Source organism: Coprococcus sp. LG101-27 (assembly GCF_027695515.1).
Classification (GTDB): Bacteria; Bacillota; Clostridia; order Lachnospirales; family Lachnospiraceae; genus Allocoprococcus; species Allocoprococcus comes.
The window spans coordinates 119780-143105 of sequence record NZ_JAQEUJ010000004.1 but is presented as its reverse complement, the minus strand read 5'-3'; the positions used below and the strand labels follow the sequence as shown (position 1 = coordinate 143105).

Genomic DNA, 23326 nt, shown 5'->3' with positions numbered 1-23326 from the left:
AATGCCACAGGCAAATGTAAAGCACTGGAGAAGGCTGGACAATGCAGCGAAGCTTTTTCCGGCGGCGAGCAGTAAAAGGGATACCCGTGTATTCCGGTTCTACTGTGAATTGAAAGAGGATATACAGCAGGAGATCCTGCAGAAGGCGGTAGACAGGACACTGGAAAAATATCCGATCTTTCTGTCCGTGCTGCGAAAGGGACTGTTCTGGCATTATCTGGAACAGAGTAATAAAAGACCGGTTGTAAGAGAAGAGTATAAGGAGCCGTGCAGCAGCCTTTATATCCGTGATAAGAGAGATTTGCTTTTTGAAGTGACTTATTACAAAAAGAGAATTAATTTTGAGGTCTTTCATGTGCTGACGGACGGAACCGGTGCCAGTGAATTTGTACGGGAGCTGGTGAAAAATTATCTGTATCTGGCACATCATGAGGATGGACTGGAGGATGTGGTTCTGTCAGAGTATTCGGAGAGCCTTTTCGATCAGGAAGCAGATGGATTTGAAAGATATTATTCCCGCCAGGCAGACCGCAAAAAAGAGAAAAAACCGGCAGCGCATCAGCTTCGCGGAAACCGGCGTGAGCTTGGAAGCCTGCAGACGACAGAGGCAGAAATTCCGGTCGAAGAACTGAGGCATCAGGCAAAGACTTATGGTGTATCGATGACGGTATTTCTGACTGCGGTATATCTGTGTGCGATTCACCGGACAATGACAAGACGGCAGGAAAGCAAGCCGGTTGTACTGATGGTTCCGGTAAATCTGCGTAATTTCTTTCCGACCAATACAATGCTCAATTTCTTCAACTGGATCGAACCGGGATATCATTTTCAGGGTGGAAAAGAAGAGTTCACAGATGTTGTGCAAAAAGTAAATGCATGCTTTAAAGAAGAACTGACAGCGGAAAAGATGGAGAAGCGGATGAACGATTACTTCGCCTTGCAGGTGCATCCAATCCTGAAATTTGCGCCGCTGGAACTGAAAAATGTCTGTATCAATATCGGGGCGAGGACGGCAGAAAGTGATGTGACCGCTATTTTTTCCAACATGGGAATCATCCGGATGCCGGAAAGCTATGAGACGTATATCAGGTATTTTGGTGTTTATACAAGTACGCCGAAGGTAGAGCTTTGCATGTGTTCTTTCCGGGATAAGATTTATCTGGGATTTACGTCCAGATATGACTGTGATGCGATCAAGGACAACTTTTTCCAGATTCTGAAAGAGCAGGAAGTAAAGCCTGAGATCCTTGAAGTGGAGTATCCGGAAAGTGTGATGACAGAAGCGAAAGGAATGCAGATTTTCAAAATATTTACATTTCTTTGCATGATCGCGATTGTGGCGGCACTGGGAGTGGATTATAGCATTGATACGAATTTCCATCTGTCATTGTTTGTGTGCGGCGGTGCGTTCAGTATGTGGTTGGCGCTCGCAGTCGGTTTCTTCAAGCGGTACAATCTGCTGAAGAATGCCATGTGGCAGCTGATCATTGTGACAGTCGGCTGTATTATCTGGGACTGGCTGACCGGCTGGCATGGCTGGTCGATTGACTTTGTGCTTCCGGGAGTCAGTGGCTTGATTATGATTTCGATGCTGATCATATCGAGGGTGTATTACCGTCAGGCGAAGGACTATCTGGTGTACTTTGTGATGGCGGCGCTTTACGGAATGATCTTACCATTTATCTTTTTGCTGACTGGTAAGGTACGAATTGTATTTCCGTCTGTGATTTCAATTGGGATGGGCGTGCTGATGCTGATCGGACTGGTGCTTTTCAAGGGAAAAGAAATGCGTCAGGAAATGGAAAAGAATTTACATGTATAAATCGGTGGTGCCGCAAAATTATCTGGATTGATGATTTTGCGGCACCATATTTTTTGCATTTAAATATCTGACGAGTGCGGTGATCTGGATCAGAAGTTCTTCCTGATGCTTTGCATCGAGTTCTTTAAATAAAGAAAGAACTTGGAATTCAAAACGAAGCAAAGAAACAGAAGGATCCGGTTCACCAATTTCCAAAGCTTCATCTGCAGAGATGCCATACAGATTGGCAAGGGTTGCGAAAGTGGAGAGATCCGGCTCGGCAACGTTATTCTCATAACCGGACAGAGATTTTCTGTGGATACCGGTCAATTCCATCACTTGTTTCTGGGTATATTCTTTATTCTCACGGGCGTTTTTCAGAATTTTACCAATATCTTTCATGAAAATGTTCCCCCTTCAAACATAGTATAAGTTCATTATAAATGGTCAGAGCAGGAAAAAGCAATAACAATTTATTTTGATTTTTTATCGAGATAGTCTGCGAGAGATTGAAACTGAATCAAAAGTTCTTCCTGGTGGCTGGTGTCAAATTTTTGGAAAAGAGTAAGCATTTTTCGTTCGCAGCGCGAAAGGGAAAAATGCGAGGGGGGATAGAAGTCTTAATTCCTAATACTTCATCCGCAGAAAGTTGATATAAGCGGAGGAATCTGGCAAATGTGTCAAGATCTGGTTCAGCTACACTGTTCTCATAGCCGGACAGAGTCTTGCGGTTGATACCGGTCAGTTCCATTACTTTCTTCTGAGTATAAAAATTATCTTCACGTGCTGTCCGGAGAATTTCTCCAATATGTTCCATGAGCAGGTCTTCCTTTCTAAGAGTTCTTATATAGTATAAGCGAAATCTGTATATGTTATTACCTATTATAATGGAAATTGATATTAGGAAGTGGAAAGTCTTAAAAAAGGTACTTTTAATAATAAAAATCTTAAAAAATAAGACTAAAGGGTATTGGTGCGGAGTTTTTCGATAGATTTCGATAAATAATAAAATACATGACAAAAATATTAAAAAAGTTGGAAAAGAGTGGGACTGATAATGAAATAATTAACGGTTCGTCAAAGTGAACAAAAGAGAAGGATGTTTATGAGAAAAAACACAGAAAGTCTTAGAATTCGAACACAATCAATTGACATCTTAAAAATTAAGACATATAATAACAGTGTATGAATATGCCGCAATGTGAAAACTAGATAATAGACACAAGAGGAGATATTGGCGGTATAACCTCTCGGAAATGAAGTCAAAGTCAGAAGCCATTTAACGAAAATATTTGTCTCTACGCGTTGGATGGCTTTTGAAATAGTAGAAACTGTTTTTACAGGCAGGAAAATAGTTTCTGCGAAAATTTGAATAAAAAGGGGGGACATACGAGAGAGACTTATACTCAAAATTAAGAAAGGATGGAAAAAAGGTTATGAAAAAGAGTATGAGAAAAATCCTTGTTGCATGCCTTACATTAGCGATGTTAATGGTTAACTCGTTGAATGTTTTTGCTGCTGTCAGCGAGGATTTTAATATCAAGTTTATTTTCCATGACACTGATAATAATGATCAGGTCATCAAGGAAGAATACCTGACTGTAAATGGTACAGAAGGGGTGGCACAGGATGTAGACTTTAGTTCTATTATGCCAGAAGGATATGAGGTAGATAGTAGATTTACAGAATCTACAACAGTATCTGTTACACCTTATCTGGATGGAACTTCAAGAGAGGTTTATGTGAAAAAGGTTCAGCAGACTGTAACTACATTATATGTAACATATCAGCTGGCAGATGGAAATGTAGTTGATACTCAGACTGTAACAACAGGAGCAACAGGAGCAGAAGGCGAAGCATGGACATTTATGCTTGGTTGTGATGGATATGAACTTCCGGAAGGTTACAAACTCGCAGAAGGAGAAGAAAAATACACTACTGTTTCTGTACCGTTTGGAGCAGCATCAGGAGTTACACTTACTGTTGAACCAATCAACGGTACAGTAGATCCAGTTAAACCAGCAAAAGAAACTGTATTAAATATCACATTTGAAACAGTTGACGGAACAAAAGTTGGAGAAACAACAGCAAAGACAACAGCAACAGGTGGAGAAGGTGAAGCATGGACATTCATGCTTGGACAGGATTATCAGCTTCCAGAAGGTTACAAACTTGCAGAAGGTAAGGATCAGACAACAAATATCCAGATTCCGTTCGGTGCTGTAGGAGGAGCTACAATTATTGTAGAACCAATCAAGAGTGATGTTACAGCAAAAGAAACTGTATTAAATATCACATTTGAAACAGTTGATGGAGAAGTTGTTGGAGAAACAACAGCAAAGACAACAGCAACAGGAGCAGAAGGCGAAGCATGGACATTTATGCTTGGAACAGATTATCAGCTTCCAGAAGGTTATCAGCTTGCAACAGGTGTTGATCAGGTAACAAATGTTCAGGTTCCGTTTGGAGCAATGGGTGGACATGTTCTTATTGTAGAACCAATCAACGGTACAGTAGATCCGGTTGAACCAGCAAAAGAAACAGTATTAAATGTAACATTCGAAACAGTTGATGGAGAAGTAGTTGGTACAACAACAGCATCTACAACAGCAGTAGGTGGAGAAGACGAAGCATGGACATTCATGCTTGGAGAAGACTTCCAGCTTCCAGAAGGCTATCAGCTTGCAGAAGGCGTAGATCAGGTAACAAATATCCAGGTTCCATTTGGAGCAACAGCTGGACATACTATGATCGTAGAAGCAGTTCCTTCAGAAACAGTAGAGACAGTATTAAATGTAACATTCGAAACAGTTGATGGAGAAGTAGTTGATACAACAACAGCAAAAACAACAGCAACAGGTGGAGAAGGCGAAGCATGGACATTCATGCTTGGAACAGATTTCCAGCTTCCGGAAGGCTATCAGCTTGCAGAAGGTGTAGATCAGGTAACAAATATCCAGGTTCCATTCGGAGCAACAGCTGGACATACTATGATCGTAGAAGCAGTTCCTTCAGAAACAGTAGAGACAGTATTAAATGTAACATTTGAAACAATCTATGGAGAAAAAGTTGGAGAAACAACAGCATCCACAACAGCAGTAGGTGGAGAAGGCGAAGCATGGACATTCATGCTTGGAACAGACTTCCAGCTTCCGGAAGGTTACCAGCTTGCAACAGGTGTTGACCAGGTAACAAACATCCAGATTCCGTTTGGAGCAATTGGTGGACACACAATGATCGTAGAACCGATCCCAGCAGAAACAGTAGAAACAGTTTTAACTATCACATTTGAAACAGTTGATGGAGAAGTTGTTGATACTAAGACTGTATCCACAACAGCAGTAGGTGGAGAAGGCGAAGCATGGACATTCATGCTTGGAACAGACTTCCAGCTTCCAGAAGGCTATCAGCTTGCAGAAGGTGTAGATCAGGTAACAAACATTCAGGTTCCATTTGGAGCAACTGGTGGACATACAATGATCGTAGAAAAGATTCAGTCTGTAGACCCAGTTGATCCAGTAGATCCAGTAGATCCAGTAGAGCCAACAGATCCGACTGATCCGACAACACCAGATGATACTAAAAAAGATGACAACAAAGCTGATGACAAAAATAACAGCAAAGTTGACAACACAAAAGCAGATAAAACAGCAAACAAAGCTAAAAAAGCTGAGAAGAAAGCAGAAAATGCAGAAACACCTCAGACAGGAGATTCAGCTCATGTAGTAATGAACATTCTTGTAATGGCTATTTGTGCAGCTGCAATTGTTACTGTAATTTGCAGAAAAAGACACGTTCGTTAATAAGAACAGTCTTAAGTAAAATAAGGTAATACTTAATTGCCAGAGGTGTCGGAAAAGATGCTTCTGGCAATTATATTAAGGAAAAGAAAATGAAAAAAAGATTAATAATAGGTGCAGTAATTTGTTTAAGTATCATGACCATTTTTGGCTGCGGAAGTAAAAAAAGTGAAAAAAAAGACAAAAAATTCGAAATAACAATCAATAATGATACGAAAAGTTTTTATGATAAAATTGAAAAAACAGATAAAGAAATTCCAGATGATTCAAAACAAAAAATAGAAGAAGGAATTCAAAACTGGGCTAAAGCAACTATAGGAATTGATGATAGCTTTTCCGATGATACAAAAAAAATAACAGATGAAAAGTTATATGAAATTATTACATCAGATAAAGAAAGAGAAAAAATAAAGCAGCAGAGGGAAGAATTTTATAAAGATAGTAAAATTCAGACAGATAATATTACAGTAGAAATTAAAAAAGCAAGTGAAGCTTTATATAATGAAAGAACTATTGGGTATGTGGAAGCTAAAGTAACAGTAGAAGGAAAAAGAAATGATGATTCATTTACTAATAAATACGATTTGGTATTATTAATGGATTATCAGGAAGATGTAGCGTCTGTCTATGAAGTTGTTGATATTAAAACAGAGTAAAAAGAAAGAAACGCAGTGTGGATATTCAAACTGCGTTTCTTTTTGTCATATACTTAATTACCCAACAATCCGATATTTCTTTTCTACCTTATTCAGAACTTCATGTCCATCTTCTGTTACCAGAACGAGGTCTTCTACACGGACGCCGTACTTGCCTTCAATATAGATACCAGGCTCGATGGAGAAGATCATACCAGGTTCAGCCACATTTTTATTGATCGGGCTGACATCGCCATATTCATGGTCTTCCTGTCCGATGAAGTGTCCAAGGCGGATCTTCCAGTATTCGCTGTAGCCTTTTTCATCGATGTAGTCTCTTGCCTGTGCATCAATATCACAGAAACGTGCTCCCGGCTTGATCGCAGCTTCTGCCTTTTCGACAGCAGTGCGGACAATATCATGAATGTTAGCCTGCTCATCATCTACGCTCTTGCAGTAGAAAGTTCTTGTCATATCTGAACAATATCCATGCCACACGCAGCCCATATCGATCAGGATACATTCACCGGCTTTTAAGGTTCTAGTCTCACTTGGTGTATGATGCTGGTCAGCTGCATTCGCACCGAAACATACGATGGTATCAAAGCTTACACCACTCGCACCTTCTTTGAGGTATTCTGCATCGATAAAATCAGCAATCTGCTTTTCGGTCATACCTTCTTTGATATAAGCAGCAGCTCGTTCCATTACCAGATCATTGATTTCTGTAGAATGTTTCATGATTTCAATTTCTTCGGCATTCTTTACTGCGCGGACACCATCTACACAGTCAGATCCCCATACGGTCTTCAGCTCAGGGCAGCGCTCCTGAAGCGGAATAAGAAAACGTGCCGGAAATACTTTATCGATACCGAGTACGCCTTTGGTGTCGATATGCCTGGTCAGAACACCAATCTGATCGTCCATATCGCTGAACCATACTTCTTCAAAACCTGTATTGGAAACATAATACAGATAGTTCAGGAAAATCGTGTGCTTTCCGCTTGTACGAAGCAGCAGGGCATATAATCTTTCCCCAGGATTTACCGTGATGCCTGTTAAGAAGCGGATGCTGAGTGGATCAGATACAAGTAACTGATCGATTCCTTTTTTTCTCATTTTTTCCAATACGCGTTCCATTCTTTCGTTCATTGCTATAATGCTCCTCTCTTAAATACACTACACCAATCATAGCACATTACAGGTAAAATATGAAGAGAAAGCTGTCATCTATTTTTTTAAATGTGTCTTATGCGTTGCCGGTCACAGGTACTGTGAACAGTAACTTTTACGAACAGTGCAGGATCTTCTTTGCATTTTCTACGCGTTCTCTCGAAGGTGGATTGATCCCTTCGAGGGGATAATCAAGTCCCAGCTCTTTCCATTTGTAGGCACCAAGTGTGTGATAAGGCAGGATTTCTACTCTTTCTACATTATCAAGTGTCTGGATAAAATCATTTAACCGGTTTAAGTATTCATCATAGTCGCTGCGCTCCGGTACGAGCACATGGCGGATCCAGACAGGTTTTTTGATATCGGAGAGAAAACGGATCATATCCAGAATGTTTTTATTCGTTTTTCCGGTCAGTTCTTTGTGAGCTTTTTCATCGATATGTTTGATATCAACAAGAAGAAGATCGGTATACTGCATCAGCTCCTGAAATTTGGAGAAAAATGGTTCTTCTCTGGTAAAAGGACCACCTGCAGTATCAATCGTTGTGTGAATACCTTTTGCCTTTGCTTTTTTGAAAAGATCCAGCAGAAAATCAATCTGTAGGAGGGGTTCTCCGCCGCTTACGGTGATTCCACCGCCATTTTTCCAGTAAGTGCGGTAACGCAGAGCCTGCGCAAGAAGCTCATCGGCACTGCGCCAGGTGGCGCCGTTTTTATCTGTCATATTCCAGGTGTCAGGGTTATGGCAGAACTGACATCTCAGTGGACATCCCTGAACAAATATAATAAAACGTACCCCAGGCCCGTCAACAGAACCAAAGCTTTCTGTAGAGTGAATAAGTCCTTTGATTTGAGTCATATGAAAATCTCCTTTTTCATTGTGTGATTGGAAAACTGCGGATCAGGCAGAGTCTTTTAAATGCCTTAGTATGCAGGAAAAGTTGCCAGCAGCATCTCTGTATGTGCCGAAAGTCATGCACTTTAAAATGCATGACTTCCAGCATAACGATATGTTTGGCAAAAGAGTGTAAGTTCGGTAATTACATACGATCGTGGCAGGTTCTTGCGATCACATCGAGCTGCTGTTCGCGTGTAAGGTCGATGAACTTAACCGCATATCCTGATACACGGATCGTAAAGTTTGCGTATTCTTCTTTTTCCGGATGTTCCATAGCGTCAAGAAGTTTTTCTGTTCCGAATACGTTGACGTTCAGATGGTGAGCACCCTGAGAGAAGTATCCGTCCATAACATTTACCAGGTTGTTAATGCGTTCCTCCGGAGTATGTCCGATTGCATCCGGGTTGATGGTCTGGGTGTTAGAGATTCCGTCAAGTGCCCATTCGTAAGGCAGCTTGGCAACGGAGTTCAGGGAAGCAAGAAGTCCGTTCTGTTCTGCACCGTAGCTTGGGTTTGCTCCAGGTGAAAGCGGTGCGCCTGCTTTTCTTCCGTCCGGAAGAGCACCGGTAGCTTTTCCATATACAACGTTTGAGGTAATGGTAAGGATAGAAGTTGTCGGTTCGGATTCACGGTAGGTGTGATGCTTTTTCAGTTTCTTCATAAATGTCTGAAGAAGCCATACTGCGATATCATCTGCGCGGTCATCATCATTTCCGTATTTCGGGAAATCACCGGTTGTCTCGAAATCTACAACGAGTCCGTTTTCGTCACGGATTGTTTTCACTTTTGCATATTTGATCGCACTTAAGGAGTCAACTACATGAGAGAATCCTGCGATACCTGTTGCAAATGTACGACGTACATCGGTATCGATCAGTGCCATCTGAGATGCTTCATAGTAGTATTTGTCATGCATGTACTGGATCAGGTTCAGTACGTTTACATACAGTCCGGCGAGCCAGTCCATCATCTTGTCGTATTTAGCCATTACTTCATCATAATCAAGGTATTCAGAAGTGATCGGTGTGTAAGCCGGTCCTACCTGATCTTTTGACTTGCAGTCGACACCACCGTTGATCGCGTAAAGAAGGCATTTTGCAAGGTTTGCTCTTGCTCCGAAAAACTGCATTTCTTTACCAGTCTGTGTTGCAGATACGCAGCAGCAGATAGAATAGTCATCGCCCCATACCGGACGCATTGCATCATCATTTTCATACTGGATAGAACTTGTTTCAATAGAAATATGTGAAGCGTAGTCCTTGAAGTTCTTCGGAAGACGTTCTGTGTAAAGTACAGTCAGGTTCGGTTCCGGAGAAGGTCCCATGTTTTCCAGGGTGTGCAGGAAACGGTAGTCTGTCTTTGTTACCATAGAACGTCCGTCCTGTCCCATTCCGCCGACTTCCAGTGTAGCCCAAACCGGGTCACCAGAGAAGAGCTGGTTGTAAGATGGGATACGTGCGAACTTAACCATACGGAATTTCATTGTCATATGGTCAACTAATTCCTGAGCTTCTTCTTCGGTAAGGATTCCTGCTTCCATATCTCTCTTGATGTAAATATCAAGGAAGGTAGATACACGTCCGACGCTCATGGCAGCTCCGTTCTGAGTCTTGATTGCTGCAAGGTATCCGAAGTACAGCCACTGGAATGCTTCTTTTGCGTTCTTAGCCGGTTCGGAGATATCGAATCCATAGGAAGCAGCCATTTCTTTCATGCCTTTGAGGGCGCGGATCTGTTCTGCAAGCTCTTCTCTTTGCCGGATCACGTTGTCACGCATAGAGCCATATCCGCAGTTTGCAAGGTCATCCTGCTTCATGGCGATCAGGAGATCGATTCCGTAGAGGGCAACACGGCGGTAATCGCCGACGATACGTCCTCTTCCGTAAGTATCCGGAAGACCGGTAAGGATTTTTGCGTGACGTGCTTTTTTCATTTCCGGTGTGTAGGCATCAAATACTGCCTGGTTATGTGTTTTATGATAATCTGTAAAGATTTTATGGAATTTCGGGTTTGGTTCATATCCGTAAGTTTTGCATGCTTCCTCAGCCATTTTGATTCCACCGAACGGCATAAATGCACGTTTCAGAGGTTTGTCAGTCTGAAGACCCACAACCTGTTCTTTATCTTTCAGTTCTTCGCAGATATAACCTGGACCGTAAGCGGTAAGAGAAGATACCACTTCTGTTTCCATATCCAGAACGCCGCCTTTTGCACGTTCTTCTTTCTGGAGTTCCTGAAGCTTGCCCCAGAGCTGGTTTGTTGCTTCGGTCGGGTCTGCAAGGAATGAAGAATCTCCCTCGTAAGGTGTGTAGTTGTTCTGGATAAAATCACGAACGTTGATTTCTTCTTTCCAGAGTCTTCCTTCAAATCCCTGCCATTGTTCTTTCTGCATCATTTGGTTATTCCTCCTTCTTGTGGGTGAGCCATAGTAACTATGACCCGGTTATTATACACTGTGTTGCTGCAATTTATGCCCGGAAAGTTCTGGCAAATTCCAGACATATGAAAAGGTTCAGCCAGAAGAACCGATGGATGTTTACGCCTTTTATATAGCCCTGATTTATGATAATCTTATAAAAATGCGTAAAAAAAGCCGGCATCTGAGCTGAATCGCCCAGACGGTCGGCTAAATAATCAAATCCTCATATTTCCCTGTGGTTCATTCCACTTCCGTCAGTCATATGAGCAACTTTAATTTAACAAATTGCTATATAGATGTCAATGACAAAATTGTTTTTTTGAAAAAACATAATAATGATGTGAGTGTCAATAAGTATAAACACCGAGAAAAGCTTAACATTTATCAAGAAATCTCTCAATCGAATTGAGGCATGTACCTGGAATAGAACATAAAAAATGTTAAAAAAATATCAAGCATCTATTGAATTCTGTTTTTTAGAGGATTATAATAAAAACATCAGGTGATTTACAAAATAAAGGAGGATTTTTATCATGGCAAGAAAAGTTGTTTTAGCAGGAGCATGTCGTACAGCAATCGGTGTAATGGGCGGACAGTTTGCAAATACATCGGCTGTAGAACTTGGAACGATCGTAATCAAAGAAGCTCTCAAAAGAGCGGGCGTTTCTCCGGATCAGGTTGACGAAGTGTATATGGGAAATGTTATCCAGGCAGGCAACGGACAGAACCCGGCACGTCAGGCAGCTGTATATGCAGGAATCCCGAATGAAGTACCGGCAACAACTATCAACGTACTTTGTGGATCCGGTCTTCACTGTGTAAACCTTGCAGCGAAGCTGATCGCAGCTGGAGATGCAGATATCATCGTTGCAGGTGGTATGGAAAATATGACAATGGCTCCGTACATGTTGAGAAACGGACGTTATGGATATCGTATGGGAAATGCGACAATCGAAGATGCTATGATCAAGGATGGTCTGACCGACGCATTCCATAATTATCACATGGGAATCACAGCAGAAAATATCTGCGAACAGTGGGGACTTACAAGAGAAGAACTGGATGAATTTGCAGCATGGTCTCAGAACAAATGTGAAAAAGCAATGGCAGAAGGTAAATTTAAAGACGAGATTGTTCCGGTCGAAGTGAAGAAGAAAAAAGAAACGATTCTTGTAGATACAGATGAAGGTCCTCGTAAAGGAATCACAAAAGAAGGTCTTGCAAAACTTCGTCCTGCATTTAAGAAAGACGGTATGGTTACAGCAGGTAACGCATCCGGAATCAATGATGGTGCAGCTGCACTTATCGTTATGAGCGAAGAAAAAGCAAAAGAGCTTGGCGTAACACCTATGGCAACATGGATCGGCGGAGAACTCGCAGGATGTGATCCGGCGATCATGGGAATCGGACCGGTTTATTCAACACGTAAGGTTATGAAGAAGCTGGGAATGGAGATCGGAGATTTTGATCTGATCGAAGCAAACGAAGCATTTGCAGCACAGTCAGTAGCAGTTGGAAAAGATCTTGGATTTGACCTTAGTAAGCTGAATGTCAATGGTGGAGCAATTGCTCTCGGACATCCGGTTGGCTGCTCAGGTGCAAGAATCCTTGTAAGCTTGTTGTATGAGATGCAGAAAGAAGATGTACATACAGGACTTGCAACACTTTGTGTTGGTGGCGGAATGGGATGCTCTGCTGTAGTTAAAAGAGATTAGGGATAGAAAAAAAGGGTGGATACTTTTTTAGTGTCTGCTCTTTTTTTGAATAATTTAGGTTGTGTTGACAAATTGGGCAAAAGATAATGCGTCCCTCGAAGCTATTGACATTATTAAATAAAAGCGTAGTAACTAAAAAAGTCTGGCGAGGTGTGCCAGACTTTTTTCTACGATGAGATATATGCGTTTTGCATCTTTTAGGGCTTTGAAAAAAAATTAATATACCAGAGGTTTTTCTTCGCCGTTTAATACACGGAGAGCGCCTTGAGCGAGGGCGAGGAGTTCATCTTCACCCGGGTAGACGGTGATTGGGGCGATGAAGCCGACCTTTTCTTTGATCTCAGATGTAACGTAGTCGCTGTATGCGATACCGCCGGTGAGAAGGATCTGGTCTACTTTGCCGTTAAGTACGGCTGCCATGGCGCCGACTTCTTTGGCAACCTGGTAAGTGAATGCGTGGAATACACCGGCTGCTTCTTCGTCACCCTTTTCAAAGGCACGTTCTGCAACGTCGCGCATGTTGTTGGTTCCAAGGTATCCGTTGAGACCGCCTTTCCCGTTGATCTTTTTATATACTTCAGCCTGTGTGTACTGACCGGAGAAACACATTTTTACGAGTGCGCCTGCCGGTACACCGCCGGAACGTTCCGGTGAGAAAGGTCCGTCTCCGTCAAGCGTGTTGTTGACATCGACAACTTTGCCATTTTTATGAGCACCGACAGATACACCGCCGCCCATGTGTACAACTACAAGATTCAGGGAATCATAAGATACATTCTGTTCTTTGGCGTAGCGTTTGGCAACTGCTTTCTGGTTCAGTGCGTGGAAGATACTGATACGCGGAAGTTCCGGGATTCCGGAATATCTTGCAACAGGTTCCATCTCATCGACAACAACCGGGTCAACAATGTAAGAAGGAACTCCAATCTCATCACCGATTTCGCGGGCAAGGATGCCTCCAAGGTTCGATGCATGCTGTCCTTGCACACCTGCTTTTAAGTCAGCAAGAAGTGCGTCAGATACTGGATAGGTTCCACCTGGGATCGGTTTTAAAAGTCCGCCTCGTCCTACTACAACATTCAGAGATTTGATGTCGAAGCTGTTCTTTGCGAGAATATCTACAATCAGTTCTTTACGGAAATCTTTCTGGTCAACGATGGTTGCATATTTTGCAATCTCTTCGGTGGAATGACGGAGCGTTTCTTCGAATAACAAAGTTTCGTCTTCGTACACACCGATCTTGGTAGAAGTAGATCCCGGGTTGATTACTAAAATTTTATAGCTCATAAAAAGATCCTCCTTAGTCTGTGATCGATCCTGCGATTACGGTCGCAAGTGCAATAGAATTCAGTTTGGTTTCAAAATCGTCCGAACGTGAAGTAAGAACCACCGGAGCGCTTGTTCCGACAAGTACGTTACCGATCTTGACCTTTGCAGTGCGGACAAGAATCTTATATGTGATATTTCCTGCATCGATATTCGGGAAGAGGAGAATATCAGCATGTCCGGCTACTGGATTAGTCACACCTTTGTGAACAGCTGCTTCCGGATCGATCGCAAGATCCATGGAAAGTGGTCCGTAGATCTGGCATCCTTTGAAATCGCCACCCTCGTACATCTTGGTGAGATTATCGGCATCAACTGTTGGCTGCATCTTTGGATTCACTGTCTCAACTGCACACAGAGGAGCAACCTTCGGGCATTCGATGCCACATGCATGTGCGACTTCTACTGCATTGTTGATGATATTGACTTTATCTGCAAGGGTTGGATATGTATTGAAAGCTACGTCTGTGAAGAACAGAAGACGGTTAATGCCTTCAATCTCAAATACACATACATGGGAAAGCATCTTTCCGGTACGAAGTCCGACTTCTTTATTCAATACGCTCTTTAAGAATGTCTTTGTTTCAAGCAATCCTTTTAAAAGGATATCAGCTTTGCCGTTGTGTACAAGCTCAACAGCCTTTAATGCAGCTGCTTCGGTATCAGGCTCATTGATGATCTCGAAATCTGTCAGATCCATATCAATAGAAGCGGCAATCTCGCGGATCTTGGCTTCATCACCGACAAGGATGGCTGTTGCGATATTTTGCTCTTTTGCAGCTTTGACAGCCTGCAGTACCGGCTCATCCTGTGCGTTGGAAACAGAGACTTTCTTTAAGGTTTTTTGATTTGCTTTTGAGATTAATTCTTCAAAACTTTTGCTCATTTTCACACCTTCTCATTCATAATTTAATTATAGTATTCTGGTTGAATAATTTTTAACAATCTTAAGTGTAGCACCATATCTGGGAAAGGTCAATATAAAAGTGGTGTGTTGGAAATGACGAATAATGCAGATGTATTGTAAAAAATGTTGGTGAAAATGTTAAAAGAAAATTAAATGCTAAAAAATGATTGATAAATATTTGACAGAACGGGAAATGGGTAGTATATTAAAAAAAGAGGACAAAAAAGTCCCTTGCGAAAATCTTAAAAACGGAAAGTAAAACAGTATATATTTAATAAGAAGTGATACTTACCATTAAGATGTAAAAGGAGGAAAAAGTGATGGCAAAGAAAATCGTGTTAGCAGGCGCGTGTCGTACAGCAATCGGAAGCATGGGAGGAGCTCTTTCAACAACTCCGGCTCCGGAATTAGGATCTATCGTTATCAAAGAAGCTTTAAAAAGAGCAGGTGTTGCTCCGGAACAGGTTGATCATGTATATATGGGTTGTGTAATTCAGGCAGGCCTTGGACAGAACGTTGCACGTCAGGCTTCTTTAAAAGCAGGTCTTCCGGTCGAGACACCGGCAGTTACGGTTAACGTTGTTTGCGGATCCGGACTTAACTGTGTGAACATGGCTGCACAGATGATCCAGGCAGGAGATGCTGATATCGTTGTAGCAGGCGGTATGGAAAATATGTCTATGGCTCCATATGCACTGAAAAACGCACGTTATGGATACAGAATGGGTAATGCACCGATGATCGATACAATGGTAAATGACGCACTTTGGGATGCATTCAATGACTATCACATGGGAATCACTGCTGAGAATGTAGCAGAACAGTGGGGACTCACAAGAGAACAGCTTGATGAATTTGCAGCAGCAAGCCAGCAGAAAGCCTGCGCAGCAATCGAAGCAGGAAAATTCAAAGATGAGATTGTTCCTGTAGAAGTGAAGAAGAAAAAAGAAACCATCGTAGTTGATACAGATGAAGGACCGCGTCCGGGAACAACAGCAGAAGGAATCGCAAGACTTCGTCCGGCATTCAAAAAAGATGGTATTGTAACAGCAGCAAATGCTTCCAGCATCAATGACGGAGCAGCAGCAATCGTTGTTATGAGTGAAGAAAAAGCAAAAGAGCTCGGCGTTACACCGATGGCAACATGGGTAGCAGGAGCACTCGGCGGAGTAGATCCATCTATCATGGGTGTCGGACCGGTTGCAGCTACGAATAAAGTAATGGCTAAGACAGGGCTTTCCGTAGATGATATGGATCTGATCGAAGCAAACGAAGCTTTTGCAGCACAGTCACTTGCAGTAGCACATGATCTGAAATTCGACATGGATAAAGTAAATGTAAACGGTGGAGCAATTGCTCTCGGACATCCGGTAGGAGCTTCAGGATGCCGTATCCTTGTTACACTTCTTCATGAGATGCAGAAACGTGATGCAAAGAAAGGTCTTGCAACACTTTGTATCGGTGGCGGAATGGGATGCGCTACAATCGTAGAACGTGATTAATAAACCAGATCAAAAGGAGATGTTGATGATGGAATTTATTACATATGAAGTAGAAGGACAGGTTGGAATTATTACCATTAACCGTCCAAAGGCACTGAACGCACTGAACAGTGCAGTTCTTGATGAACTTGATGCAACGATCGACGGTGTTGATCTTGATGCAGTCAGATGCCTGATCCTTACAGGAGCAGGAGAAAAATCTTTTGTAGCCGGTGCAGATATCGCTGAGATGAGTACTCTTACAAAAGAAGAGGGAGAAGCTTTTGGTAAGAAAGGAAATGATATTTTCCGTAAGATCGAAACACTTCCGATCCCGGTAATCGCAGCAGTTAACGGATTCGCTCTTGGTGGTGGATGTGAAATCTCCATGAGCTGTGATATCCGTATCTGTTCAGACAATGCAGTATTCGGACAGCCGGAGGTTGGTCTTGGAATTACACCTGGATTTGGTGGAACACAGAGACTTGCAAGACTTGTCGGACCTGGTATGGCAAAACAGATGATCTACACTGCAAGAAATATTAAAGCTGACGAAGCTTACAGAATCGGTCTTGTAAATGCCGTATATCCGCAGGAAGAACTGATGCCGGCAGCAAAGAAGATGGCAGCAGGCATTGCAAAGAATGCACCGATCGCAGTAAGACACTGCAAACAGGCAATCAATGAAGGTCTTGAAAAGGGAATGGATGAGGCAATCGTAGTAGAAGAAAAGCTCTTCGGCGGATGCTTTGAATCTTACGACCAGAAAGAAGGAATGGCAGCATTCCTTGAAAAGAGAAAAGTAGAAGCTTTCCTTAATAAATAAGTTCGTTTAATAAAGGGGAGAATTAACTCTCCCCTGGAAATTTAAATTTATAAAATGGAGGTAATTTCAATGAAAGTAGGAATTATTGGTGCAGGAACAATGGGACAGGGCATTGCAAAGGCATTTGCTCAGGTAGATGGATATGAAGTAGCACTCTGTGACATCAAACAGGAATGGGCAGAAGGCGGAAAAGCTAAAATCGCTAAAGGCTATGACAGACTTGTTCAGAAAGGAAAATTAACTCAGGAAGCAGTTGATGCAATTCTTGCAAAAATTACTCCGGGACTCAAAGAAGATCTCTGCGCAGATTGTGATCTGATCGTAGAAGCAGCATTTGAGAACATGGAAGTTAAGAAAACTACATTCGGTGAACTTGATAAGATCGCAAAACCTGAATGCATTTTCGCATCAAATACCTCCAGCCTTTCTATCACAGAAATCGGCAACGGACTTACCCGTCCAATGATCGGTATGCATTTCTTCAACCCGGCAGACCGTATGAAATTAGTAGAAGTGATCGCAGGCGTAAATACACCGGCTGAAACTGTAGATGCAATCAAGAAGATCGCAGAAGAAATCGGAAAGACACCTGTACAGGTTAATGAAGCAGCAGGTTTCGTAGTAAACCGTATCCTTGTTCCGATGATCAATGAAGCAGCTTTCATCAAGATGGAAGGTGTATCTGATATCGCAGGAATCGATGCAGCAATGAAGCTTGGTGCAAACCATCCAATGGGACCTCTGGAGCTTGGTGATTTCATCGGACTTGATATCTGCCTTGCTATCATGGATGTACTTTATGCAGAAACAGGCGACAGCAAATATCGTGCATGCCCGCTGCTTCGTAAGATGGTCCGTGGTGGAAACCTTGGAGTTAAGAGCGGAAAAGGATTCTATGTATACAATGCAGACCGCACAAAAACTCCGGTTGATGCACAGTAATGGATGTTCTAAATAAAGACATGGAGGAAGAATAAATGGATTTCGGATTAGATAAGAAACACGAAATGGCGAGAACTCTGTTTAAAGAATTCGCAGAAAACGAAGTAAAACCACTTGCACAGGAAGTGGACGAGACAGAAGTTTTCCCAAGAGCAACAGTTGAAAAAATGGCGAAATATGGATTTCTTGGTATTCCGGTACCGAAGGAATACGAGGGACAGGGATGCGATCCACTGACATACGTAATGTGTGTAGAAGAACTTGCAAAGGTTTGTGCCACAACATCTGTAATCGTATCTGCGCATACCTCTCTTTGTATAGACCCGATCCTGACATACGGAACACCGGAGCAGAAAGCAAAATACGTTCCGGATCTTGCATCAGGAAGAAAGCTTGGAGCTTTCGGCCTTACAGAACCTGGGGCAGGTACAGATGCACAGGGACAGCAGACTAAGGCTGTTCTTGACGGAGATGAATGGGTATTAAACGGATCAAAATGCTTTATCACAAACGGTAAAGAAGCAGATGTTTACATCATTATCGCCGTAACAGGTATTGTTGAAAAACGTGGCAGAAAGATGAAAGAGATTTCTGCATTCATCGTAGAGAAAGACACTCCGGGATTCACATTCGGAACCAAAGAGAAGAAGATGGGTATCCGTGGATCTTCAACATACGAGCTTATTTTTGAAGACTGCCGTATTCCAAAAGAAAATCTCCTTGGAGCACAGGGCAAGGGCTTCGGCATCGCCATGCATACTCTGGATGGCGGACGTATCGGTATTGCCGCTCAGGCACTTGGAATCGCTGAAGGTGCACTTGACAGAACAATCGCATATGTAAAAGAAAGAAAACAGTTCGGACGCACGATTGGCCAGTTCCAGAATACACAGTTCCAGCTTGCAGATATGGCTACAAAGGTAGAAGCTGCAAAGATGATGGTATACAAAGCTGCCATGGCAAAAGCTACACAGAAAGTTTACTCTGTCGAAGCTGCACAGGCTAAGCTTTATGCAGCAGAAGTAGCGATGGAAGTTACCACAAAGGCTGTTCAGTTACATGGTGGATACGGATACATCAGAGAATATGATGTAGAACGTATGATGCGTGACGCAAAGATTACAGAAATCTACGAAGGAACTTCAGAAGTTCAGCGTATGGTTATTTCTGGAAACTTATTGAAATAGGAGGTACGAATCGTGAAGATAGTTGTTTGTATAAAACAGGTACCGGATACAAAAGGCGGAGTTCAGTTTAATCCGGACGGTACACTTAACAGAGCTGCAATGCTTGCAATTATGAACCCGGATGACAAAGCAGGTCTTGAGGCCGCACTTAGATTAAAAGACCAGTATGGAGCAGAAGTAACTGTACTTACAATGGGACTTCCAAAAGCAGCCGATGTGCTTCGTGAAGCACTTGCAATGGGAGCTGATAAGGCAATTCTTGTAACAGACAGAGTACTTGGAGGAGCTGATACATGGGCTACATCAAGCACCATCGCAGCAGCACTCCGTAAACTCGATTATGACCTGATCATCACAGGACGTCAGGCAATCGATGGTGATACAGCACAGGTTGGACCGCAGATTTCCGAACATCTGGACATCCCGGTAATCTCTTATGCACAGGATATCAAAGTAGAAGGCGACAGCGTGATCGTACAGCGTCAGTTCGAAGACAGATATCATGTACTGAAAGCAAAAATGCCTTGCCTTATCACTGCACTTTCAGAATTAAATGAACCACGTTATATGACACCAGGCGGAATCTTTGATGCTTGTGATGCTGAGATCACAACATGGGGAAGAGCAGATCTTACTACCCTGGATGATGCAAATATCGGTCTTGCAGGATCACCTACAAAGATTGCGAAAGCATCTGACAAAGTAAGAAAAGGGGCAGGAGAAAAAGTTACTCTTGATCCGGAAGAAGCAGTATCTTACCTGATGGGAAAATTAACAGAGAAACATATCATTTAATAAGAAGGAAAAGTGGTGAATATCATGAACTTAGAAGAATATAAGGGAGTATATGTCTTTGCTGAACAGGTAGACAACAAACTGAGCGGAATCGCATTTGAACTTCTTGGAAAAGCAAAAGACCTTGCAGCAGACTTAAATGCAGAAGTAGCAGCCGTTCTGATCGGTTCTGACGTAAAAGGACTTGCAGATGAGCTTGCAGCATACGGAGCAGATAAAGTAATCGTAGTAGATGATCCGGAACTGAAAGAATATAGAACAGAGCCATACGCACATGCACTGGCATCTGTTATCGAAAAATATAAACCGGAGATCATGTTAGTCGGCGCAACTGCAATCGGACGTGATCTTGGTCCTAGAGTATCCGCAAGAGTACAGACAGGTCTTACAGCAGACTGTACACAGCTTGAGATCGGTGATTTCCCGATCAACCCGGTAGCAGGAAAAGAGCAGAAGCACAATCAGCTTCTTATGACTCGTCCGGCATTTGGTGGAAACACGATCGCTACCATCGCCTGCCCGGATAATCGTCCGCAGATGGCAACCGTTCGTCCTGGTGTTATGCAGAAGATCGCTAAGATCGAAGGTGCAAAGGCAAATGTAGAAGAGTTTAATCCTGGATTTACACCGGATAATAAATACGTTGAGATCATGGAAGTTGTCAAATCTGTATCTGAGACGGTTGATATCATGGATGCCAAGATTCTTGTATCCGGTGGACGTGGAGTCGGAAGTGCAGAAAACTTCAAGATCCTGGAAGATCTTGCAGAAGCACTCGGCGGAGAAGTAAGCTGCTCACGTGCAGTTGTAGATAATGGCTGGAAACCAAAAGATCTTCAGGTAGGACAGACAGGAAAGACAGTTCGTCCTCAGGTATATTTTGCAATCGGTATTTCCGGAGCGATCCAGCATGTAGCAGGGATGGAAGAATCTGATCTGATCATTGCAATCAACAAAGATGAGACAGCTCCGATCTTTGATGTAGCTGACTATGGTATCGTTGGAGATCTGAATAAGATTGTACCAGAACTTACCAAACAGATCAAAGAAGCAGTTGCTGCTAAAAAATAAAGAATAGCTGGTAAAACAAAGATGGTGTCGCAAAGAAGCGGCACCATTTTTTTGTATACAAATCGAATAGAAGTTAGCCTGCTCTATTTTCGTGCAGAAAGCTTGTGCGTCTGGGGGATATTATGGTATACTTTATAAGATATAGACTTTGTAGTTATAGCTTAAGTAGGAGTGTGAATAAATGGCACAAAGAATTAAAAGCAGACGAAGGAAGGCTGTAAAAAAGCAGGCGGTTCATTATTTTGATTACAGTCTTCTGGCGATTATTATATTTCTGATGTGTTTTGGACTGGTAATGCTGTACAGTATCAGTTCCTATGAAGCACGAACGGAATACGGAGATGGGATGTACTTCCTGAAAAGACAGGGTCTCATCGGACTTGGAAGTATTGTTGTGATGATGTGGGTTTCTCGCCTGGATTATCATATGTTTTCCAAATATGCAGCAATGAGCTACTGGGGATCCATGCTTCTTCTTGCACTTGTTAAATTTACACCACTTGGTATTGAGGTAAATGGTGCACGAAGATGGTTCCGGCTTCCGGCTAACCAGTCATTCCAGCCGGCAGAGATTATGAAGATCGCTGTGATCGTATTTATCCCATACCTGATCTGCAGAATGGGGAATAAAGTACACACCTTGAAAGGATCGCTGGGAGTTGTGGAGTGGGGAGGTTTGGCAGCACTGGGAGTTTATGTGCTGACTGATAATCTAAGCTCTGCGATCATTGTAATGGGAATTTCCTGCTGTATCCTTTTTGTCGTACATAAGAAGCAGAAGATTTTTCTGTGGATTGCAGGAGGCGGGGTGGCTGTTTTTGTGGCGGGATCATATGTCCTCGGAAGACTTCTTGAGAACAGCACCAGCTTCCGACTCAGACGTATCATTGCCTGGCTGAACCCGGAAAAATATGCGTCAACGATTTCTTTTCAGACAGTACAGGGACTATATGCGATCGGATCAGGTGGCTTTTTCGGGAAAGGACTGGGAAATGGTGTGCAAAAGACGGTAATACCGGAAGTGCAGAACGACATGATCCTGTCAGCAATCTGTGAAGAGCTTGGGGTATTTGGAGCGATCATTATCCTGGTTTTGTTCGGTCTTCTGATCTACAGACTGCTTTTTATTGCACAGAACGCACCTGATCTGTATGGAGCACTGATCATGACAGGGATTATGTCACATATCGCGATCCAGGTAATTCTCAATGTTATGGTAGTTACGAACATGATGCCGAATACCGGAATTACATTGCCTTTTATCAGTTATGGTGGTACATCCATCCTGTTCCTGATGATAGAGATGGGAATGGCACTTGGAATTTCCAGAAGAATTAAACTGGAAGGGTAAAAAAAGCTTTTTTTTCAAAGAAAAGTGTGATATGATGTTATAAGTGGTAATGAAAACCACGTATAATGGATGCAAATGACACGTTTCGGAGGTTTGGATTATGAGTTATAAAGTGATTGTGGACAGCTGTGGAGAATTGACAGCAGAGATGAAAGCTTCAGGTCGGTTTGAGACAGCATCACTGGGACTGGAGGTTGGAGATTGTCATATAATTGATGATGAATCTTTCAATCAGGCTGAATTTTTGAAGAACGTAGCTGAATGCCCGACATGTCCAAAGTCAAGTTGTCCGTCTCCGGAGACGTTTATGGAAGGATATCACTGTGATGCGGAGCATGTATATGCTGTTACGTTGTCTTCTGAACTGAGCGGTTCTTATAACAGTGCCGTACTGGGCAAGAATTTATATGAAGAAGAATATGGTGAGAAAGATATTTATGTGTTCAACTCAAAATCTGCATCAGTAGGACAGACGCTCATCGGGATGAAGATTGCGCAGTGTGAAGAGCGGGGCATGACATTCAAGGAAGTGGTAGCTGCTGTAGAAGCATATATTGAAGAGCAGCACACATATTTTGTTCTTGAGACGCTTGAGACTCTTCGTAAGAATGGAAGACTTACAGGATTAAAAGCAATTGCGGCAACAGTACTGAATATTAAGCCGGTGATGGGGGCTACTCCGAAGGGAGAGATTTGTCAGTTGGGTCAGGCGCGCGGAATTAAAAAAGCACTTAAGAATATGGTGGATTGTGTGATCGCAGATCTGAAAGATCCGGAGAGCAAGGTACTTGCAATTTCGCATTGTAACTGCCCGCAGAGAGCACAGGATGTGAAGAAGATGCTGGAAGAACGTGTGAAATTAAAAGATATTATCATTCTGGATACCAGAGGTGTCAGCAGCATGTATGCGAATGATGGCGGGGTAATTATTGCAGTATAGCTTGTATCAATCGTAAAAGTGTGATAAAATATACTGGTTAGATTGATTGCAAAGGAGAC

19 protein-coding genes and 1 riboswitch are annotated in these 23326 nt (G+C 42.6%); of the genes, 12 read left to right on the top strand and 7 right to left on the bottom strand.

Going from position 1 to position 23326, the window contains the following annotated elements:
* Position 1: 1 nt before the first annotated feature.
* A complete protein-coding gene (locus tag PG766_RS05575) occupies positions 2 to 1822 on the top strand; it encodes a DUF6320 domain-containing protein (RefSeq protein ID WP_118199699.1) in 1821 nt (606 codons plus the stop codon).
* 18 nt (positions 1823 to 1840) lie between these two features.
* Here the strand turns inward: PG766_RS05575 and PG766_RS05570 are convergent, their stop codons facing one another.
* Positions 1841 to 2203 (bottom strand): helix-turn-helix domain-containing protein, encoded by a 363-nt coding sequence (locus tag PG766_RS05570; RefSeq protein WP_022220639.1) that lies wholly within the window; start codon positions 2201 to 2203, stop codon positions 1841 to 1843.
* Positions 2204 to 2321: 118 nt separating this feature from the next.
* A complete protein-coding gene (locus tag PG766_RS05565; RefSeq protein WP_243014553.1) occupies positions 2322 to 2618 on the bottom strand; it encodes a helix-turn-helix domain-containing protein in 297 nt (98 codons plus the stop codon).
* A gap of 619 nt (positions 2619 to 3237) precedes the next feature.
* Here PG766_RS05565 and PG766_RS05560 point away from each other — a divergent pair.
* Together PG766_RS05560 and PG766_RS05555 are read left to right on the top strand one after the other, a co-directional pair.
* The gene (locus PG766_RS05560; RefSeq protein WP_270590575.1) at positions 3238 to 5604 is read left to right on the top strand and encodes a hypothetical protein; all 2367 of its coding nucleotides are present in this window, start codon (positions 3238 to 3240) and stop codon (positions 5602 to 5604) included.
* An 89-nt stretch (positions 5605 to 5693) separates the two neighbouring features.
* Positions 5694 to 6257 (top strand): hypothetical protein, encoded by a 564-nt coding sequence (locus PG766_RS05555; RefSeq protein ID WP_118199760.1) that lies wholly within the window; start codon positions 5694 to 5696, stop codon positions 6255 to 6257.
* A 57-nt stretch (positions 6258 to 6314) separates the two neighbouring features.
* On the opposite strand, the gene PG766_RS05550 is transcribed toward PG766_RS05555, so the two are convergent.
* The 3 genes from PG766_RS05550 to pflB form a co-directional block, all read right to left on the bottom strand.
* Positions 6315 to 7388: a M24 family metallopeptidase gene (locus PG766_RS05550; protein ID WP_118199761.1), complete on the bottom strand. Its 1074-nt coding sequence runs from the start codon at positions 7386 to 7388 to the stop codon at positions 6315 to 6317.
* 136 nt (positions 7389 to 7524) lie between these two features.
* Entirely contained in the window at positions 7525 to 8268 is a 744-nt protein-coding gene (gene pflA, locus PG766_RS05545; RefSeq protein WP_118199762.1) for a pyruvate formate-lyase-activating protein, read from the bottom strand.
* Positions 8269 to 8449: 181 nt separating this feature from the next.
* The gene (gene pflB, locus PG766_RS05540) at positions 8450 to 10702 is read right to left on the bottom strand and encodes a formate C-acetyltransferase (RefSeq protein ID WP_118199763.1); all 2253 of its coding nucleotides are present in this window, start codon (positions 10700 to 10702) and stop codon (positions 8450 to 8452) included.
* 210 nt (positions 10703 to 10912) lie between these two features.
* Positions 10913 to 10998, bottom strand: a riboswitch (ZMP/ZTP riboswitch).
* Between the two features lie 261 nt (positions 10999 to 11259).
* On the opposite strand from pflB, the gene PG766_RS05535 reads away from it, so the two are divergent.
* Entirely contained in the window at positions 11260 to 12441 is a 1182-nt protein-coding gene (locus PG766_RS05535; protein WP_022220828.1) for an acetyl-CoA C-acetyltransferase, read from the top strand.
* A gap of 216 nt (positions 12442 to 12657) precedes the next feature.
* Here PG766_RS05535 and buk read toward each other — a convergent pair whose 3' ends face one another.
* Together buk and ptb are read right to left on the bottom strand one after the other, a co-directional pair.
* A complete protein-coding gene (buk, locus tag PG766_RS05530; protein WP_055246465.1) occupies positions 12658 to 13728 on the bottom strand; it encodes a butyrate kinase in 1071 nt (356 codons plus the stop codon).
* A 13-nt stretch (positions 13729 to 13741) separates the two neighbouring features.
* Positions 13742 to 14653: a phosphate butyryltransferase gene (ptb, locus tag PG766_RS05525; RefSeq protein ID WP_117555700.1), complete on the bottom strand. Its 912-nt coding sequence runs from the start codon at positions 14651 to 14653 to the stop codon at positions 13742 to 13744.
* Between the two features lie 341 nt (positions 14654 to 14994).
* Between ptb and PG766_RS05520 the strand changes: the two genes are divergently transcribed.
* The 8 genes from PG766_RS05520 to PG766_RS05485 all read left to right on the top strand — a co-directional run bounded on the left by PG766_RS05520 (position 14995) and on the right by PG766_RS05485 (position 23267).
* Positions 14995 to 16176, top strand: coding sequence for an acetyl-CoA C-acetyltransferase (locus PG766_RS05520; RefSeq protein WP_118199764.1), 1182 nt, complete (start codon positions 14995 to 14997; stop codon positions 16174 to 16176).
* A 28-nt stretch (positions 16177 to 16204) separates the two neighbouring features.
* Positions 16205 to 16981, top strand: coding sequence for an enoyl-CoA hydratase-related protein (locus PG766_RS05515; protein WP_022220767.1), 777 nt, complete (start codon positions 16205 to 16207; stop codon positions 16979 to 16981).
* A 69-nt stretch (positions 16982 to 17050) separates the two neighbouring features.
* Positions 17051 to 17923: a 3-hydroxyacyl-CoA dehydrogenase family protein gene (locus PG766_RS05510; RefSeq protein ID WP_055246466.1), complete on the top strand. Its 873-nt coding sequence runs from the start codon at positions 17051 to 17053 to the stop codon at positions 17921 to 17923.
* A gap of 35 nt (positions 17924 to 17958) precedes the next feature.
* Positions 17959 to 19110: an acyl-CoA dehydrogenase gene (locus PG766_RS05505; RefSeq protein ID WP_008371917.1), complete on the top strand. Its 1152-nt coding sequence runs from the start codon at positions 17959 to 17961 to the stop codon at positions 19108 to 19110.
* A gap of 12 nt (positions 19111 to 19122) precedes the next feature.
* Entirely contained in the window at positions 19123 to 19905 is a 783-nt protein-coding gene (locus tag PG766_RS05500) for an electron transfer flavoprotein subunit beta/FixA family protein (protein WP_055246468.1), read from the top strand.
* Between the two features lie 24 nt (positions 19906 to 19929).
* On the top strand, positions 19930 to 20976 hold the full coding sequence (locus PG766_RS05495) for an electron transfer flavoprotein subunit alpha/FixB family protein (protein WP_008371912.1): 1047 nt from the start codon (positions 19930 to 19932) through the stop codon (positions 20974 to 20976).
* Between the two features lie 181 nt (positions 20977 to 21157).
* A complete protein-coding gene (locus PG766_RS05490) occupies positions 21158 to 22327 on the top strand; it encodes an FtsW/RodA/SpoVE family cell cycle protein (protein ID WP_118199346.1) in 1170 nt (389 codons plus the stop codon).
* Positions 22328 to 22427: 100 nt separating this feature from the next.
* Entirely contained in the window at positions 22428 to 23267 is an 840-nt protein-coding gene (locus PG766_RS05485) for a DegV family protein (RefSeq protein ID WP_008371909.1), read from the top strand.
* The last annotated feature ends 59 nt before the right edge of the window (positions 23268 to 23326 follow it).